The organism is Rhodococcus sp. AW25M09, from assembly GCF_000333955.1.
Taxonomy (GTDB): Bacteria; Actinomycetota; Actinomycetes; order Mycobacteriales; family Mycobacteriaceae; genus Rhodococcoides.
Window position 1 is genome coordinate 1 of sequence record NZ_CAPS01000020.1, and the last position, 15,098, is coordinate 15,098.

At 65.1% G+C, this 15,098-nt stretch carries 16 protein-coding genes; 9 read left to right on the forward strand and 7 right to left on the reverse strand.

The genetic code is table 11. The features are described from left to right. Positions 1-47 precede the first annotated feature (47 nt). Both RHODMAR_RS03720 and RHODMAR_RS03725 read left to right on the forward strand, forming a co-directional pair. A complete protein-coding gene (locus tag RHODMAR_RS03720; RefSeq protein ID WP_008711420.1) occupies positions 48-275 on the forward strand; it encodes a helix-turn-helix domain-containing protein in 228 nt (75 codons plus the stop codon). A gap of 90 nt (positions 276-365) precedes the next feature. Then, on the forward strand, positions 366-1,580 hold the full coding sequence (locus tag RHODMAR_RS03725; RefSeq protein WP_442970023.1) for a TerD family protein: 1,215 nt from the start codon (positions 366-368) through the stop codon (positions 1,578-1,580). On the opposite strand, the gene RHODMAR_RS03730 is transcribed toward RHODMAR_RS03725, so the two are convergent. From RHODMAR_RS03730 to RHODMAR_RS03755, 5 genes are all read right to left on the reverse strand, one after another. Beyond that, on the reverse strand, positions 1,555-3,120 hold the full coding sequence (locus tag RHODMAR_RS03730; protein ID WP_008711422.1) for a glycosyltransferase family 87 protein: 1,566 nt from the start codon (positions 3,118-3,120) through the stop codon (positions 1,555-1,557). The two genes, RHODMAR_RS03725 and RHODMAR_RS03730, sit on opposite strands and share 26 nt — an antisense overlap. A gap of 11 nt (positions 3,121-3,131) precedes the next feature. Then, a complete protein-coding gene (locus tag RHODMAR_RS03735) occupies positions 3,132-5,405 on the reverse strand; it encodes a transglycosylase domain-containing protein (protein WP_442970024.1) in 2,274 nt (757 codons plus the stop codon). Positions 5,406-5,999: 594 nt separating this feature from the next. After that, positions 6,000-6,431 (reverse strand): DUF5318 domain-containing protein, encoded by a 432-nt coding sequence (locus RHODMAR_RS03745; RefSeq protein ID WP_008711428.1) that lies wholly within the window; start codon positions 6,429-6,431, stop codon positions 6,000-6,002. A 153-nt stretch (positions 6,432-6,584) separates the two neighbouring features. After that, complete coding sequence (locus tag RHODMAR_RS03750) at positions 6,585-7,268, reverse strand: ABC transporter ATP-binding protein (RefSeq protein WP_008711429.1); 684 nt, start codon at positions 7,266-7,268, stop codon at positions 6,585-6,587. After that, positions 7,265-8,296, reverse strand: coding sequence for an ABC transporter permease (locus tag RHODMAR_RS03755; RefSeq protein WP_008711431.1), 1,032 nt, complete (start codon positions 8,294-8,296; stop codon positions 7,265-7,267). Before RHODMAR_RS03755 ends, RHODMAR_RS03750 begins: the two co-directional genes overlap by 4 nt. A 201-nt stretch (positions 8,297-8,497) precedes the next feature. On the opposite strand from RHODMAR_RS03755, the gene RHODMAR_RS03760 reads away from it, so the two are divergent. From RHODMAR_RS03760 to RHODMAR_RS03770, 3 genes are all read left to right on the forward strand, one after another. Further along, positions 8,498-9,721 carry a sensor histidine kinase gene (locus RHODMAR_RS03760; RefSeq protein ID WP_232433568.1) on the forward strand — a complete coding sequence of 408 codons (1,224 nt, stop codon included), beginning with the start codon at positions 8,498-8,500 and terminating at the stop codon, positions 9,719-9,721. Then, positions 9,718-10,341: a response regulator gene (locus RHODMAR_RS03765; protein WP_008711434.1), complete on the forward strand. Its 624-nt coding sequence runs from the start codon at positions 9,718-9,720 to the stop codon at positions 10,339-10,341. Before RHODMAR_RS03760 ends, RHODMAR_RS03765 begins: the two co-directional genes overlap by 4 nt. Before the next feature lie 88 nt (positions 10,342-10,429). Continuing rightward, positions 10,430-10,960 (forward strand): GNAT family N-acetyltransferase, encoded by a 531-nt coding sequence (locus RHODMAR_RS03770; protein WP_051047767.1) that lies wholly within the window; start codon positions 10,430-10,432, stop codon positions 10,958-10,960. 34 nt (positions 10,961-10,994) lie between these two features. On the opposite strand, the gene RHODMAR_RS03775 is transcribed toward RHODMAR_RS03770, so the two are convergent. Beyond that, positions 10,995-11,402 (reverse strand): hypothetical protein, encoded by a 408-nt coding sequence (locus RHODMAR_RS03775; RefSeq protein ID WP_008711439.1) that lies wholly within the window; start codon positions 11,400-11,402, stop codon positions 10,995-10,997. Between the two features lie 156 nt (positions 11,403-11,558). Here RHODMAR_RS03775 and RHODMAR_RS03780 point away from each other — a divergent pair, with 156 nt between their 5' ends. Further along, positions 11,559-12,149, forward strand: a complete 591-nt coding sequence (locus tag RHODMAR_RS03780) for a PadR family transcriptional regulator (protein ID WP_008711441.1) — start codon at positions 11,559-11,561, stop codon at positions 12,147-12,149. Next, positions 12,142-13,224, forward strand: a complete 1,083-nt coding sequence (locus RHODMAR_RS03785; protein ID WP_008711444.1) for an inositol-3-phosphate synthase — start codon at positions 12,142-12,144, stop codon at positions 13,222-13,224. The genes RHODMAR_RS03780 and RHODMAR_RS03785 overlap by 8 nt, the downstream gene beginning before the upstream one ends. Before the next feature lie 100 nt (positions 13,225-13,324). Here the strand turns inward: RHODMAR_RS03785 and RHODMAR_RS03790 are convergent, their stop codons facing one another. After that, positions 13,325-13,675: a nuclear transport factor 2 family protein gene (locus tag RHODMAR_RS03790; protein WP_008711446.1), complete on the reverse strand. Its 351-nt coding sequence runs from the start codon at positions 13,673-13,675 to the stop codon at positions 13,325-13,327. A 97-nt stretch (positions 13,676-13,772) separates the two neighbouring features. Here RHODMAR_RS03790 and RHODMAR_RS03795 point away from each other — a divergent pair, with 97 nt between their 5' ends. Beyond that, on the forward strand, positions 13,773-14,198 hold the full coding sequence (locus tag RHODMAR_RS03795; RefSeq protein ID WP_008711448.1) for an MmcQ/YjbR family DNA-binding protein: 426 nt from the start codon (positions 13,773-13,775) through the stop codon (positions 14,196-14,198). Further along, complete coding sequence (locus RHODMAR_RS03800) at positions 14,189-15,070, forward strand: LysR family transcriptional regulator (RefSeq protein WP_008711450.1); 882 nt, start codon at positions 14,189-14,191, stop codon at positions 15,068-15,070. Before RHODMAR_RS03795 ends, RHODMAR_RS03800 begins: the two co-directional genes overlap by 10 nt. Positions 15,071-15,098 lie beyond the last annotated feature (28 nt).

The window sequence follows — 15,098 nt, forward strand, 5'->3', positions numbered from 1 at the left end:
CTCCGTCAAGGCTCCAAGCTCGCTCGTGATGCCGATGGGCTGGTCTGATGGCGGAGGAGTTCGTCGACCATCTCGTGGTCTGCCATCTCGGTGCCATTCTCGACGCCCGCGGCATGACGCTCGCCGAGCTCTCGCGCCTCGCCGGAGTCAGCGTCGTCAACCTCTCGGTGCTCAAGAACGACCGCGCCAAGGCCATCCGATTCTCGACGCTCACGGCAGTGTGCCGGGCCCTCGGTTGCTCGCCGGGCGACCTGTTCACGCTCCGCCAGATCTGACCGGCGTCGACGTGCAGCCACACCAGACGGACAAATCGAACAAGTACATTGGATGGCGTCAACCCGCACTTCGAGAGAGGGTCCATCACATTGTCTGCTCCGGCCGGTCAACCGTTGTCCAAGGGCCAGAACGGCCCCCTCACCGCCGGTGACGTCGTCGTCTCCATCGCGCTGGCCGTACCCGCGGACCTGTCTGCGCTGCTGGTCACCGATAACGGCAAGGTACGAACGGACGCCGATTTCGTGTTCTTCAACCAGCCCACCGGCCCCGGCGTACGCCTCGAGCCCGGCCAGGGCGGACCGGCCCGGCTCGCTGTCTCCCTCGCTTCCGTTCCCACCGATATCGAGCAGATCCGTGCGGTCATCACCCTCGACGACGCGTCGAGCAACTTCGGTAGATCCGCAGCTCCTGTTGCGCGAGTCAGTGACACCGCTGGAAATGTGTTGTACGAGTACACGATCGACGGTCTGAGCTCGGAATCCATCGTGATCGCACTCGAGATCTACCGTCGCCAGGGCAGCTGGAAGGTTCGCGCCGTCGGGCAGGGCTACGCGGGTGGATTCGCCGCACTGGTGACCGATCACGGTGTGTCCGTGGACGATGCCCCGGCTCCCGCTCCGACGTCGCCGCCCGCACCGGCAGCTCCTCCGGCTCCGCCGACGCCTCCCGCTCCGCCGGCCCGCACCGAGGCTCCGGAAGTCAGCCTCACCAAGTCCAAGCCCGTCAGCCTGACCAAGGGCCAGAAAGTCACCCTCCGCAAGGACGGCGGCGTCGCGCTGACGGTCATTCGTATGGGCCTGGGCTGGGACCCGGTGACCACTCCGAAGAAGGGTGGACTGTTCGGCGGTGGCGGCCGAGCCGCGAACATCGACCTGGACGCGTCGGCGATCATGCTCGCCGACCGAAGCGTCAACGATGTCGTCTACTACGGGCAGCTCAAGGCCAAGGATGGCTCGATCCTGCACCAGGGCGACAATCTCACCGGCGAGGGCGAGGGCGACGACGAGGTCATCGTGGTCGACCTGACGCGAGTGCCACAGCACGTCACCGGCATCATCTTCACCGTCACCTCGTACCGCGGTCAGACATTCGAGCAGGTGGACAACGCATTCTGCCGGTTGGTGGACAACACCAACAACACCGAACTGGCCCGCTTCACCCTGCAGGGCGGAATGCCCTTCACCGGTCTGGTGATGGCCAAGGTGTATCGCCAGGGCAGCGAATGGAAGCTGCAGGCCATCGGTGACGGAATCCAGGCCAAGCACGCCGGAGAAGCTGTCAAACAGCTCGGTCGCTATATGTGACCTTGCGGGCCGAGACCTTTCGAGCCGTGGTCCGATCAGCAGCGCCGTCGAATACGCCACCGAGCGGGTCGACGGCGCTGCCGTTCCGAATGAGGTCCTCGGAGGGCCGGTAGATCTGTCGAACGATCAACGCGCACAACCCGATCACAGCGATATCGCGCACCACGACGGCCGCGGTGAACCATTGTTCGGGTACGCCCTTGTTCTCCACACCCAGGTAGTAGTACATCCGGGGGAACCACACCAAGGCGTCGATCGTCATCCAGGCCAACAGAATTCGGCGATGTGGTAGCGCAAGCACAGCCAGCGGGACCAGCCACAGCGAGTACTGCGGGCTCCACACCTTGTTGGTGAGCAAGAATCCGGCCACCACCAGGAACAGCAACTGCGCCAGACGCGGCCGCGTCGGTGCCGTCGTGCCGATGTACGCGATCAAGGCACACACGACGGCAAACAACACCAGCGTCACAGCGTTGAGGATCAGCGGCTTGTCGCCGGGATACAGGGGACCGTCGAATCCCGACCAACCGGTGAACGAGCTGACCACGTTGTACAGCGAATCCGGGTCGGCACCGCGCTCGGAGTTGAGCCGGAAGAACTCGTACCAGCCCGACGGATACAGCAGTGCGAGAGGGAGATTGACTGCAAACCAGGCTCCGATCGCAGCGCAGGCAGTGAGCCCCCATTCCCGCATCCGTCCGGTGCGCCAGCACAACACCAACAGCGGACCGAGGAACAACAGCGGATAGAGCTTGGTGGCACCGCCGAGTCCGATCAGCACGCCGGCAAGCACCGGCCGCTTCTTTGCCCAGGCCAGCAGACCACTGAGCGCGAAAGCCGTTGCGAGAGCGTCGAAATTGGTGAATCCGTGCACGATCACCAACGGCGAGACCGCCACCAGGGCTGCGTCCCAGATTCGTCGGCCGGCAGCTATCGCCGTCGCCCACACGGTGACCAACCAGGCCGCGGCCAATCCCAGGGCGACCACATTGAAGTAGACGACGACGGGTAGCGCCTGCGGCAGAAAACTCAGCGAGTTCCACATCTTTCCGACGACCATCGAGCCATACTGGTACAGGCCCGCGAGCACCGGATACTCCATGTACCGAATCTGACTCGACCCGTCGGCCTTGGTTTCCTCCCAGGACTTCTTGTACGGGAACGCACCCTGATCGAGCCGCTCGGCACCGTAGAGCGGCACGGTATCGGAGTAACACATCGCCACGTACTGACGGCTGCCGCTCCAGTCCAGTCCGAGCTCACCATTGGAGCCCGCCGGTGCCTGCTGAATGCACGCCGCCTTCGCGAACCAGCCGAAGCTCAGGAATATCACCGCCAACAACAGGACGACGCGCAACGCCGTGAACCAGCGCTGCCGCCCGATTACGGCGTGCCGTCCGACCGGACCGCCGATGACCGAGGACAGTTCCTCGGTCATCGGGTCGGTACGGCTGGGTAAGTCGCGGTCCGCTGCGCTCCTGGTGTCGAGGCGTCCAGGGCTCGCCAGTGCTCGACCTGCGCGGTGGGGTTCGGTCGTCACCGGTGAAGTCGCTACTGTCCGGGCGTCGCCGGTTCAGGCGCTGCGGGCGCTGGTTCCGGCTGGGCCGGTGCCAATCCGGGGAGCGGAATGGTGACGCCGGGCAGAATCTCGACCTGCCGCGGAGTGATGACGACCGGCGGAGAGATCTCCGTCGGAATCGGCAGCGTCACCTGAGGAGGCGGCGGAGCGGTGGTCGGAGCGACCGTGGCCACCGGAGCGGGTGCAGAGTACTGCGGTACCCCGGCCTGACCGGCGATGGCCTCGGGCGTCGGGAAGCTCTCGTTCGAGGTGCCTTCCAGTGTCCCGTCGATCGTCGCCTTCCAGATGTCCGACGGTATGCCCGATCCGTAGATCTGCCCGCCGTAACTGTTCTCCAACGCCACACCCTGTTCGGTACCGACCCACACGGCGGTGGACAGCGACGGCGTGTAGCCGACCATCCAGGCGTCCTTGTTCTCACCGGTGTCACCGAGCTGGGCGGTACCGGTTTTGGCTGCGGACTGGCGGCCGCCGGCGAGGTTGTGACCGTTGGAGTATCCAGCGATCGGACGCATCGCCGAGGTCACGTTGTCCGCAACCGCGGCCGAAACGACCTGCTGGCCGGCGTCGGGAGCTCGATCGAGCAGCACCGTCCCGTCGGCGGTGACGACCTTCTGCACGAAGTGCGGCGTGTGATAGACGCCGGACGCGGCGAGTGTCGCGTAGGCCGAGGCCATGTCGATCACGCGAGACTGATACTGGCCGAGCACGATTCCGTAGTTGGGGCCTGCGTTGTCGGGCTCGGTGAGAGTGGGTCCGATGCCCTCGGTCTCCTCGGGGATGCCGAGTTTGTGGGCCATGTCTGCGATGGCCTGTGGCCCGTCGTCCATGCTGAGCATCATGCGGTAGAAGCTCGTGTTGAGCGAGCGCTTGAGTGCTTCGGCGATGGTGCAGGTGCCGCAGGATGCGCCCTCGACGTTGCTGATCTCGATACCGTTGACGTCCAGAGCAGAGCTGTCGTACATCTTCGACAGCGGGATGCCCTGATCCAGGGCAGCGGCGAGGCCGAACACCTTGAACGACGATCCGGTCTGCAACCCGGACTGCGCGAAGTCGAATCCACGCCCGTCCGCGCCGCCGTAGTAGGAGCGGACCGCGCCGGTGCGCGGATCGATCGACACCGAGGCCGTCCGGAGGTCCGAGGGCTCGCCTTCGAGATTGTTGTCGACGGCCTCGACCGCTGCTGCCTGAGCTTTGGGATCGATGGTGGTGGTGATCTGCAGTCCCTCGGTGTTGAGGTCCTGATCGCTGACGCCCACCGCGGACAACTCGCGGAGCACCTGAGCCTTGATCAGGCCGTTGGGTCCGGCATCGTCGGCATCACCGGAGTCGATCTGCGAGGTGGGAATCCAGGACGGATACTGCATCCCGGCGCGCTGGGTCGGATCGAGATTGCCTTGCGAAACCATGCCGTCGAGCACGTAGTCCCACCGCGACTGCGCACCGGTGGGATTGTTCTCAGGATCCAAGCCGGAGGGCTGCTGGATGGTCGCAGCGAGAACTGCACCCTCCTCGACCGAGAGCTGATCGACGGATTTACCGAAATACGCCGTCGAGGCAGCGGCGATGCCATAGGCACCGCGACCGAAGTAGATCGTGTTGAGGTAGGCCGCCAAGATGTCGTCCTTGGACCACTGCCGCGCCATCTTCGAGGAGATGACGAGCTCGCGCATCTTTCGCGTCAGCGTCCGATCGTTGCCGACCAACGCATTCTTGACGTACTGCTGGGTGATGGTCGAGCCGCCACCGGCACTGTCGCGTCCGAGCACGTTGTCACGCAGGGCCCGGCCGAAACCGGTGACCGAGAATCCGGGGTTGGAGTAGAAGTCGCGGTCCTCGGCCGAGAGCACTGCGTTGCGCACGTGCACCGGAATCTGGTCGATCGTCACGTCGGTTCGATTGCCCTCGTTGGGCACCACCTTGCCGAGCACACTCGAGCTGTCGGACGCGAAGATCGTCGCGACCTGGTTGGTTCTGAGGTCACCTGGCCGCGGGACGTCCACCAGCGTGTACGCCACCATGAACCCCAGAATGGGCACGATCATGCCCACGGCGATGAACGCGTAGAGCGTGCGCCGAACGACCCGCCACTTGGATTTGGTCGTTCCGCCGGCTGCACTCCGGGACTTCTTCTTCGTGTTCGCGGCGGTACCTCTTTCGGGCGGCTCGGGCGGTTCACTGCCCGAGTAGCTGACTGATGGATCGTTCGGTTCATCGGGTGGCGGAACGGAGCCGGATCGGGTGATGCCCGACGCGGCCGCAGACCGGCCCGGGGGCGTGATCGGCGGCTCTCCGTAGCGGCGTTCCCCGTAGGGACGATCGCCTGCGGGACGTCCGGTCGCCGCATCCACCGGTGGCCGGCTCTGCGGGGGCCCGCCCTGTACGGGTCGATTCCGCGGCGGCATGGGACGTTGACCCGGCGGGGGGCCCGGACGCTGACCGGGAGGCGGACCGGGTCGCTGGCCAGGAGGCGGCATGGGAGGACGACCCTGCGGCGGCATCGGGCGCTGCCCGGGAGGCGGACCCGGTCGTTGACCAGGGGGAGGGCCCGGTCGCTGACCGGGAGGCGGCATGGGAGGACGACCCTGCGGCGGCATCGGGCGCTGGCCTGACGGAGGCACCGGGCGCTGGCCTGACGGAGGCACCGGGCGACGCCCCGGTGGATCGGAGTGCCGGCTGCCGCGTGGAATCCCGGGCACGTCGGGACGGCGTCCGGAGTCGCTACGGCCAGGTTCGTCGCTACCCGGGTTGTTGTCGTAGGGGGAACTCACGTACGGATCTCCAGTAATTTCGGCGGCCGCGTCGACTTCTCGCGCGAGGACATCAGCGGAGCGATTGTGTCATTCACTCGCGGTTCGACGGTTCGGTTGGCGGGAACCCGATCGCGAGCGACGGGGTTGCTTGGGCGCGGGGACGGCCCCGAGGACGTAGGACTGGACGAGATGGTTCCAGCTGCAGGAGCGGCACACCTCGACCACGTGGACCGAGAACTCCTCCTGGGTCGCAGCGAGGCGGACGAGCTCGTCCGCCGTTCTCGCAGACCCGGACAGTGCACCGAGCTTCTCACCGAAAACCCAGGACACCAAGGTGAGCTGCTCTTTGCGACAGATGGGACACACCACATCGCTGCCGCGTCCATGGAACTTGGCGGCGCGGAGCAGGTAAGGATCTGCATCGCAGACCGCTGCCACACCCGTCCTACCGGAGTAGACCTCGGCCAGCAGCGACCGACGCTGAAGGGCGTAGTCCACCACCTGTCGCTGAAGTCGCACGAGGACCAGAGTACGTGCGCCTCATCCGACGGGACTCTGCGAACCCCCGCCTCGGCAACGAGGACACTCCTGTTGGGCTTCGGGAAACTGTGCTCCAGCTGGGCCGACACGGTCTGCTCCTCGAAGCGGGCGAGAGACGGAGATCGCACCGGATCACTCCGACGACGCGCCGACCCGAAGTCGGCCATCGACCATCTCCACGATGTCGTCCATGCCCGACAGATGCGCTCGGTCGTGGGTGACGACGACCGTTGCGGTGCCGTTGCGACGGGTGAGGGCCGTGATGAGGTCGAGGATGACTGCTCCGCGCTCGTGATCGAGTGCGCTGGTCGGTTCGTCGACGAGCAATACAGCGGGGTTGCTCATCAGTGCTCTGGCGATGTTGACCCGCTGCCGCTGCCCACCGGAGAGCTGGTGCGGTCGCGAATGCGCTTTGCCGCGGAGGCCGACCCCGTCGAGCAGCGTCAGCGCCCGCTTCTCCGCGTTACGGATCGGCTGACCGGCCAGATGTGCGGTGACCTGCAGTTGCTCGACGGCGGTCAAGGACGGCAACAGATTCGGCTGCTGGAAGATCATCCCGATCTTGTTGCGACGCAGTGTGGTGAGTTCGCGGCGGGTCATTCCGGCAGTGTTGGTCCCGTCGATGACGATGTGTCCACGATCGGGGGTGATCAAGGTCGCTGCCACGGCGAGCAGGCTGGACTTGCCCGAACCCGACGGTCCGACAACGGCGGTCATCGCGCCCTTGTCGACATGCAGATCAACGCTGTCGAGGGCGGTCAAGCGCGAGTCGCCGTCGGGGTAAGTGAGGGTGATGTCGGTCAGATGCAGGCTCATCGGGCGCTCCCGAGTGCGGTGAGGGGATCTACGGAGGTGATGCGATGGATGGACAGGCCGGCACAGAGGGCGCCGAGGGCGATGATGATCAGTGCGGGCAGTGCGACGGTGCCGACGTCGAGCACGAACGGCACAGTGCCGTCGACGAGTGCTCCCACGCCCGCGGCCGACCCCGTTCCGATGACAGTGCCCACGGTCAGCAGTACGACGGCTTGGCCGAGGGCATCTCGCAGCAGGTATGCCGTCGATGCGCCGAGGGCCTTGAGCACTGCGACGTCGCCGCTGCGCTGGATGGTCCACACGGTGAAGAACGCTCCGATGACAAGGGCGGCGATGGCGAAGAGAAAAGCCCGCATCAACTGCAGCGAGCCGTTCTCCGAGCTGTAGGAACCGACGGCGGACACGGCGTCGGCGGTGGTCACCGTGTCGGTTCCGATCAACTCGTCGGCGGCGGCCAGATCCACATCGGCATCGGTGGTCAAACCGATCACGGTGGCGCGGAGCGGGCCGGCGGAGGTGCCGCCCGACAGGGTCTGCCAGGTGCCGAGGTCGACGAAGACAACCGGGGTGTGACTGTAGGACGCGTCGCCGTCGATCGCCGCCACCGTGACGCGCTGTCCGCCCACGGTGAATCCGTCACCGACTTCGACGCCCAGTTCGTCGGCGGCAGAGGTCGACAGCACCGTGGCCGTAGCGTCGATCGAATCCGATTCCGGTGCCAGAGCAGAGCCCGCTGACACGCCGAAGGCCGAGACCGAGGCGCTGCGCGAGCCCGCCTCGGCTCTGGTGGTGGTGATGGCAAGCGGGTCGGCGCGCGTCACACCATCCACGGCCGCCCATTGCTGCCAGGTGGATTCGGCGACCGAACTGTCGCCGAACGACACCGATGTGCCATCGACCGGCGCGGAGAACGCCAGGTGATCTGCCGACAAACCGGTGATCGCCGACGTGCTTTCCCTGGCCAGGCCTGCGGTGAGCCCGGACAACAGACCGACCAACATGGTGATCAGCACGACGACGGTTCCCATCAGAACGAATCTTCCCTTCGCGAATCGAAGGTCTCTCCATGCGACGAACACGACTTTTCTGCCTTTCCTTCTCAGACACCCGAGCCGGTTGCTCTTCGATGACTGCGTCCAAGCCTCGTCTGAGCGAGGGCGGTTGGGCATCGAGCGAGAGAGTGCATCTCGGACGCCGGAAGGATCAGGATCGGTTACACCTTTCGGCTGATGCCGCTCGCCGCTGAACCGCATACCGTGGTGAGCGCTATGGATCCGTCGTCGCTCACCCCTGTCATGCGCATCTTGCGCGGATGTCTACACCTGATGTTCATGGCGTTGCTGACGCTGTCGATCGTGCGAGCCGTGTTCGATCGTGGACCACACCTGACGTCCGTCGTCGTCACCGCCGCTGTGTTGGGCTCGGTCTATGCGGCGGGCGCACTGTGGCCGAGAGTGCGTACTTCCCGATCGACAGCCGCAGCATGGCTGCTCGCGGTGGCACTGGCGTGGACGGCGTTGCTACTGGTGAGTCCCGAGGCCGTGTACCTCGCGTTTCCGTTGTTCTTTCTGCAGCTTCATCTGTTGCCCACGCAATGGGGACTGGCCGCGGTTACTGCCACCGCAATTATCGCAATCGGCGGATTCTCCTGGCACCGAGGAGGTTTCACAGTCGGCGTGATCATCGGCCCCTCGCTCGGCGCGGCGGTCGCGATCGCGGTGGTGCTTGGCTACCAGGCGCTGTACCGCGAAAGTGAACAGCGCCGGGCACTCATCGAAGAGCTCACTGCTACTCGCGGAGAGTTGGCGGCAGCCGAGCGAGAGGCCGGAGTTCTCGCCGAACGAGAACGACTGGCCCGCGAGATCCACGACACCCTCGCACAGGGGCTGTCCAGTATTCATTTGCTGCTCCGCGCGGCGGAACGCTTGCTCCCCGAGCGCTCGGACGAGGCGAGAAGCCATGTGGTTCAGGCCAGAGAAACTGCGTCGAGCAATCTGGAGGAGGCCCGACGCTTCGTCCGCGCGCTGTCTCCGGCAGATCTCGAGAATGCCTCTCTCCCATCGGCTTTGGAACGATTGTGCGCCCGAACTTCCGTTTCGACCGGGTTGACGATCGACTGGCAGCTGTCCGGCACTCCGATACTCCTCCAGACAGCACAGGAGGTCGTGCTGCTGCGAATCGCTCAAGCCGCGCTCGCCAACTCCGTCGAACACGCCCACGCCACTCGCATAGCGGTGACTCTGAGCTACATGGACACCGAAGTGGCGCTCGACGTCGTCGACGACGGTGCCGGCTTCGATCCCGATGCTGTCACTTCTGGAGCAGATCACGGATTCGGACTGCCCGGCATGCGCGCCCGCGCACGCTCGCTACAGGGCGCCCTTGCAATCGAGTCGAGACCCGGTGAGGGTGCGGCCATCGCCATCACCCTGCCGTTGGAGGTGCGAGCGTGATCCGCCTCCTTCTGGCCGACGATCATCCCATCGTCCGCGCCGGCCTGCGCGCTGTGCTGGACACCGAACCCGACTTCCAGGTCATTGCCGAGGCTCCGACCGCTGAGCGCGCGATCGAACTGTCCGCCGAACTCGAGATCGACGTAGTGCTGATGGACCTACAGTTCGGCCCCTCGATGCACGGCGTCGATGCCATCGCTCGAATCACCGCACGGCAGAACGCACCGCACGTGCTGGTCCTGACGACCTACGACACAGACGCCGACATCCTCGCCGCCATCGAAGCAGGCGCGGTGGGTTACCTCCTCAAGGACGCGCCACCGGAAGACTTGGCCATCGCCGTACGAACCGCAGCTGCCGGCAGCTCAACCCTGGCACCTGCTGTCGCCTCGCGACTGATGGACCGGATGCGGACACCGAACAATGCGCTGACTTTGCGGGAAATCGAGGTGCTGGAACTGGTCGCGGACGGGCACTCCAACCTACGGATCAGTCAACAACTGTTCTTGAGCCAGGCCACCGTCAAATCCCATCTCGCACACATCTATACGAAGCTGGGCGTCGCCTCACGGACCGCCGCGGTCGCCGAGGCTCGTGCCAGAGGATCGATTCACCGCTGACATGCCCCAGGGAGCGCGACGCTCTCGCCTCGTTCGCCATGAACACCTTTCGAGAGTTTCATCATCTGACCGACCTACACTCGTTCGGATGTTCGCCACATCGGGAATCCACGTGCGGCCCCGACGGGACGACGACCTGTGCACCCTCCTCCCCATCCTGCAACGTGCGCACGAAACACAGCGCTACCCCATGCGCGCAGCGGCGGTACGAGCCGATTGGCTTGCCGCACCGAACGAACTCACGGCCTGGGTCGCCGAGCACGACGACGCCGTCGTCGGACATATCGCGCTGCATTCGACGGCATCACCGGAACAGGATCCCGGTACGGACGATGCGAGCGCGCAGTGGCAGCGAGCAACGGGGTTCGCTGCCGATCGACTCGCCGTCGTGTCGCGCTTGGTAAGCGACGGCTCCGTGCCGGGCAGCGGAACGACGTTGCTCGCACACGCCGTGAACGCTGCACGGGACGCCGGCCGGGAGCCGGTGCTGCTCGTCGATCCGAGTAGCGCCGCCCTCGGGTTCTACGACAGGCGAGGCTGGCGCCGAATCGGGACGGCTGCGCAGCAGTGGGGCGAGTACCGAGTCGACGCGGTGCTCATGGTGGCACCGGTTCGCTGAACCGATCATCCGGCTCACGTTTGCCCGCGTTCGATCACGCCACCAGGGCGAAGACGGCGCACAGCACTGCACCACCGAGACGTACGCGGTCTGCTGATCGCAACCGACTCATCGAGTGTCCGTCGCGTCCCGTACGCCCTAGTTCGCCATGGGTGGGGGCAGCCACAAAGGCAGTCGCCAACGCGGAGATCGCTGCGCCGGCAACGCTGATCAGGACAACAGGCTGGATTGGCCCGGACACCAACACCCACAGACACGCCGCAGCGAGCAGTCCATAGACCGGCCCAACGATGAGGGTGATCCGCCGCGAGTGGGCGTCGTGGGCACGCGGCCAGTCGTCGTCCGGCACCTCCGCCAGCGCGGGGTAGACAACGGCTGTCACCACCAGCTGAAAGCCCAGGTGGAGGGCAGCAGCGGCGGCGAGCGCGTCGACCGGGGTCATGCGTCGCAGGATACGTTCACGGACTTGTGTGCCGACGATCGATGACCGATGCACGGCACCGAGTTGTCAGAATATGTATCGGCGCGATACATTCTTCGATAGTGTGGTCAATCGCATCGTCTTGATGTGATCGTGGATTCGAGAAGGGGGAGTTGCATGCTCGAGCTCGCAATTCTCGGTTTGCTTCTCGAATCACCCATGCACGGCTACGAGCTCCGCAAGCGGCTGACCGGCCTACTCGGAGCTTTCAGAGCGTTTTCGTACGGCTCGCTGTACCCGGCACTTCGCCGACTTCAGACCGACGGCCTCATCGTCGAGGATGCCGGTCCCGAATTGCTCGTGAAGAGGCGAGCAAAACGGGTGTACGAACTGACCCCACTCGGCAGGGAACGATTTGCCGAATTGGTGGCCGACACCGGACCGCAGAACTACACCGACGACGGATTCGGCGTGCACCTGGCCTTCTTCAGTCGGACCCCGGCAGAAGCTCGAGTTCGCATCCTCGAAGGCAGACGTCGCCAGGTCGAGGAGCGTCGCGAAGGCCTCCGCGACGCAGTGGCCAAGGCGAACGGGACTCTCGACCGCTACACCCGGCAGCTACACCAGCTCGGTCTCGAATCGAGCGAACGCGAGGTGCGCTGGCTCAACGAGGTCATCGCAGCCGAGCAGGCCGACCCCCACCCAGCACCGTCCAGCACAGCATCAAACAGGACAGTCAAGACAGAAGGAGAACCCGACCATGGGTGAGAACAACAACGCAATCCGCGTGGCCATCGTGGGTGTGGGCAACTGCGCCTCATCCCTGGTCCAGGGTGTCGAGTACTACAAGGATGCGGACGAGAACGCCTCCGTTCCCGGCCTGATGCACGTCATGTTCGGTAAGTACCACGTCCGCGACGTCGAGTTCGTCGCCGCGTTCGACGTGGACGCCAAGAAGGTCGGCTTCGATCTTTCCGAGGCCATCTTCTCCAGCGAGAACAACACCATCAAGATCGCCGACGTGCCCCCGAAGGACGTCCACGTCCTGCGCGGACCGACCCTCGACGGCCTCGGCAAGTACTACCGCGAGACCATCACCGAAGCCGACGGAGAAGCCGTCGACGTGGCGCAGGCCCTGCGTGACGCCAAGGTGGACGTGCTCGTGTCCTACCTGCCCGTCGGATCCGAAGAAGCCGACAAGTTCTACGCACAGGCTTCCATCGACGCCGGCGTCGCGTTCGTCAACGCACTGCCCGTCTTCATCGCCAGCGATCCCGTCTGGGCCAAGAAGTTCGAGGACGCGGGCGTCCCCATCGTCGGCGACGACATCAAGAGCCAGGTCGGTGCCACCATCACCCACCGCGTCATGGCCAAGCTGTTCGAGGACCGCGGCGTGCAGCTCGATCGCACCATGCAGCTCAACGTCGGCGGCAACATGGACTTCCTCAACATGCTCGAGCGCACCCGCCTCGAGTCGAAGAAGATCTCCAAGACCCAGGCCGTCACCTCGAACCTCCAGCGTGAATTCAACGCAAAAGACGTTCACATCGGACCGTCCGACCACGTCGGCTGGCTCGACGACCGCAAGTGGGCCTACGTCCGCCTCGAAGGCCGCGCCTTCGGTGACGTTCCCCTCAACCTCGAATACAAGCTCGAGGTCTGGGACTCGCCCAACTCGGCCGGCGTCATCATCGACGCAGTGCGCGCCGCAAAAATCGCCAAGGACCGCGGCATCGGCGGACCGGTCATCCCGGCCTCGGCATACCTGATGAAGAGCCCGCCGAAGCAGCTGGCGGACGACGTCGCTCGCGAGCAGCTCGAAGCGTTCATCATCGACGCGTAAGCCCGCAGCACCCGCGAACACCGCCCGCCGGTCCACTAGATGTGACATTGACCCCCGAAAAGGCCACCAAATGTCACATTGAGTACCGGCGGGCGTTCGCTTATCCCGCCGCGATGATGTCTCGCGGATCGAAGGCGACCTTGATTTCCGTGATTTTGCCGCCGTCGATTCGCTGCCAGTTCGCGGTACTCGCAGGCGGTGCGATCGACGTGTGCAGGTCGAACCACGTCAGTACGTTCGGGCCGTCCACGAAGACGTGAGCGATGTCGATATCGGTCACGATCTGCGACATCGCTTTCAAGCCGGCCAGACATTCCGCCCCATCGGCCGCGGTGCCGAGTGGCCCCCGGAACGTGGCGTCCTCGTGCAGGATCGAGGCCAGAGTGTCGAAGTCCTTGCTTCTCCAGGCCTCGAAGTAGGTCGCTGCGATGTCTCTCGGTGTCTGTGTCATGACATCGAGTCTCGAACCGCCCGAGGCAGAAGTCCAACAGTTGGTTTGGATCACCCTCAGAACTTTTGCTTATAACCGCAGTTAGACGCGCTATCCTGTGGCGGTGGCCATCGATCCCACCTCGAAGCATCCGTACCTCGAACGCGTGCGCGCACTGGCGTTCGCCTATCCCGACGTGACGGAGAAGATCTCGCACGGCAGGCCGACTTTCCGCACCGCCTCGGTGTTCGTCTACTTCGGCGGCGGCGTCAAAGGCGGCGACCCCTACGACCTGTCGATTCTGGTCAAGTGCGAGAGCGCCGAGGAGCAGCGCGCCTGCGAGCTCGAACCGCGTTACTTCCACCCCGCCTACCTCGGGCCGGCGGGCTGGGTGGGCTTCCACCTCTCCGATGCCGACGACGACGTCTGGGACGAGGCCGCCGAGTTGATCGACTGCAGCTACCGCATCACCGCCCCGAAGCGCGCCGTAGCACGACTCGACGGCGGTGAAGGCCCGAATCTCGGGGTACAGCAGTGGAATTGAGACAACTCGAGTACTTCGTGGCCGTGGCCGAGGAGGCTAACTTCACCCGCGCCGCCGCCCGGGTGCACATCAGCCAGTCCGGCGTCAGCGCCCAGATCCGGGCGCTCGAGCGCGAACTCGGTGCCGAGCTGATCGACAGATCCGGCGGCACAGCAACATTGACCACTGCGGGCCAGGCTGCACTGATCCAGGCGCGCGCGACACTCGCCGCGGCCGGCTCGGTTCGGCAGTCCGTCGACGACGTCGCTGGGCTCCTACGCGGATCGGTGCGAGTCGGCATGATCACCGCGTGCACCGTCCCACAGCTGTTCGACGCGTTGGCTCGCTTCCATTCGGAGCACCCTGGCGTCGAACTTTCTCTGCAGGAAGGTAATTCGGACCGTTTGGTGGGCGATGTACGCACTGGGCAGCTGGATCTCGCGCTGGTCGGCGTCGCCGCCCGGGCCCCCGACGGGCTGAGAGCGATGGTGGTGATCGACGAGAAGATCATCGCGGCCGTGTCGCCGGAGCATCCGCTGGCGTCTCAGAAGCGGGCGACGCTGGCGCAGATCAACGACTACCCGATCGTCTCGCTTCCCGTGGGTACAGGAGTGCGAACCGTGTTCGATCGCGATTGCGAAGGGGTCGGGATCACGCCCTCGATCGCGTTGCAAGCCAGCGCTCCCGACGCCGTCGCCGATCTCGCTGCTCGCGGTGTCGGTGTTGCGATTCTCAGCGCATCGATGATCGACACCTACCGAGATCGACTAACCGCTGTGGAACTGACGGACTCGACCACCTCGGCGCTGCTGGCACTCGTCTGGAGGCCGAACCCGAGCGCCGCGTCGGCGAGATTGGTGTCGATGACCACCAGCGCCTTCGGCTCGGTCTGATCGACGTACAGAACAAGAGTCGTTCGGC

Bases quoted from the DNA above. Each gene is read 5' to 3' on its own strand.
- RHODMAR_RS03750 (WP_008711429.1), bottom strand. From the start codon at position 7,268: ATGAGCCTGCATCTGACCGACATCACCCTCACTTACCCCGACGGCGAC.
- RHODMAR_RS03775 (WP_008711439.1), bottom strand. From the start codon at position 11,402: ATGACCCCGGTCGACGCGCTCGCCGCCGCTGCTGCCCTCCACCTGGGC.
- RHODMAR_RS03760 (WP_232433568.1), top strand. From the start codon at position 8,498: ATGCCGCTCGCCGCTGAACCGCATACCGTGGTGAGCGCTATGGATCCG.
- RHODMAR_RS03780 (WP_008711441.1), top strand. From the start codon at position 11,559: ATGCTCGAGCTCGCAATTCTCGGTTTGCTTCTCGAATCACCCATGCAC.
- RHODMAR_RS03790 (WP_008711446.1), bottom strand. From the start codon at position 13,675: ATGACACAGACACCGAGAGACATCGCAGCGACCTACTTCGAGGCCTGG.
- RHODMAR_RS03770 (WP_051047767.1), top strand. From the start codon at position 10,430: ATGTTCGCCACATCGGGAATCCACGTGCGGCCCCGACGGGACGACGAC.
- RHODMAR_RS03720 (WP_008711420.1), top strand. From the start codon at position 48: ATGGCGGAGGAGTTCGTCGACCATCTCGTGGTCTGCCATCTCGGTGCC.
- RHODMAR_RS03755 (WP_008711431.1), bottom strand. From the start codon at position 8,296: ATGGGAACCGTCGTCGTGCTGATCACCATGTTGGTCGGTCTGTTGTCC.
- RHODMAR_RS03785 (WP_008711444.1), top strand. From the start codon at position 12,142: ATGGGTGAGAACAACAACGCAATCCGCGTGGCCATCGTGGGTGTGGGC.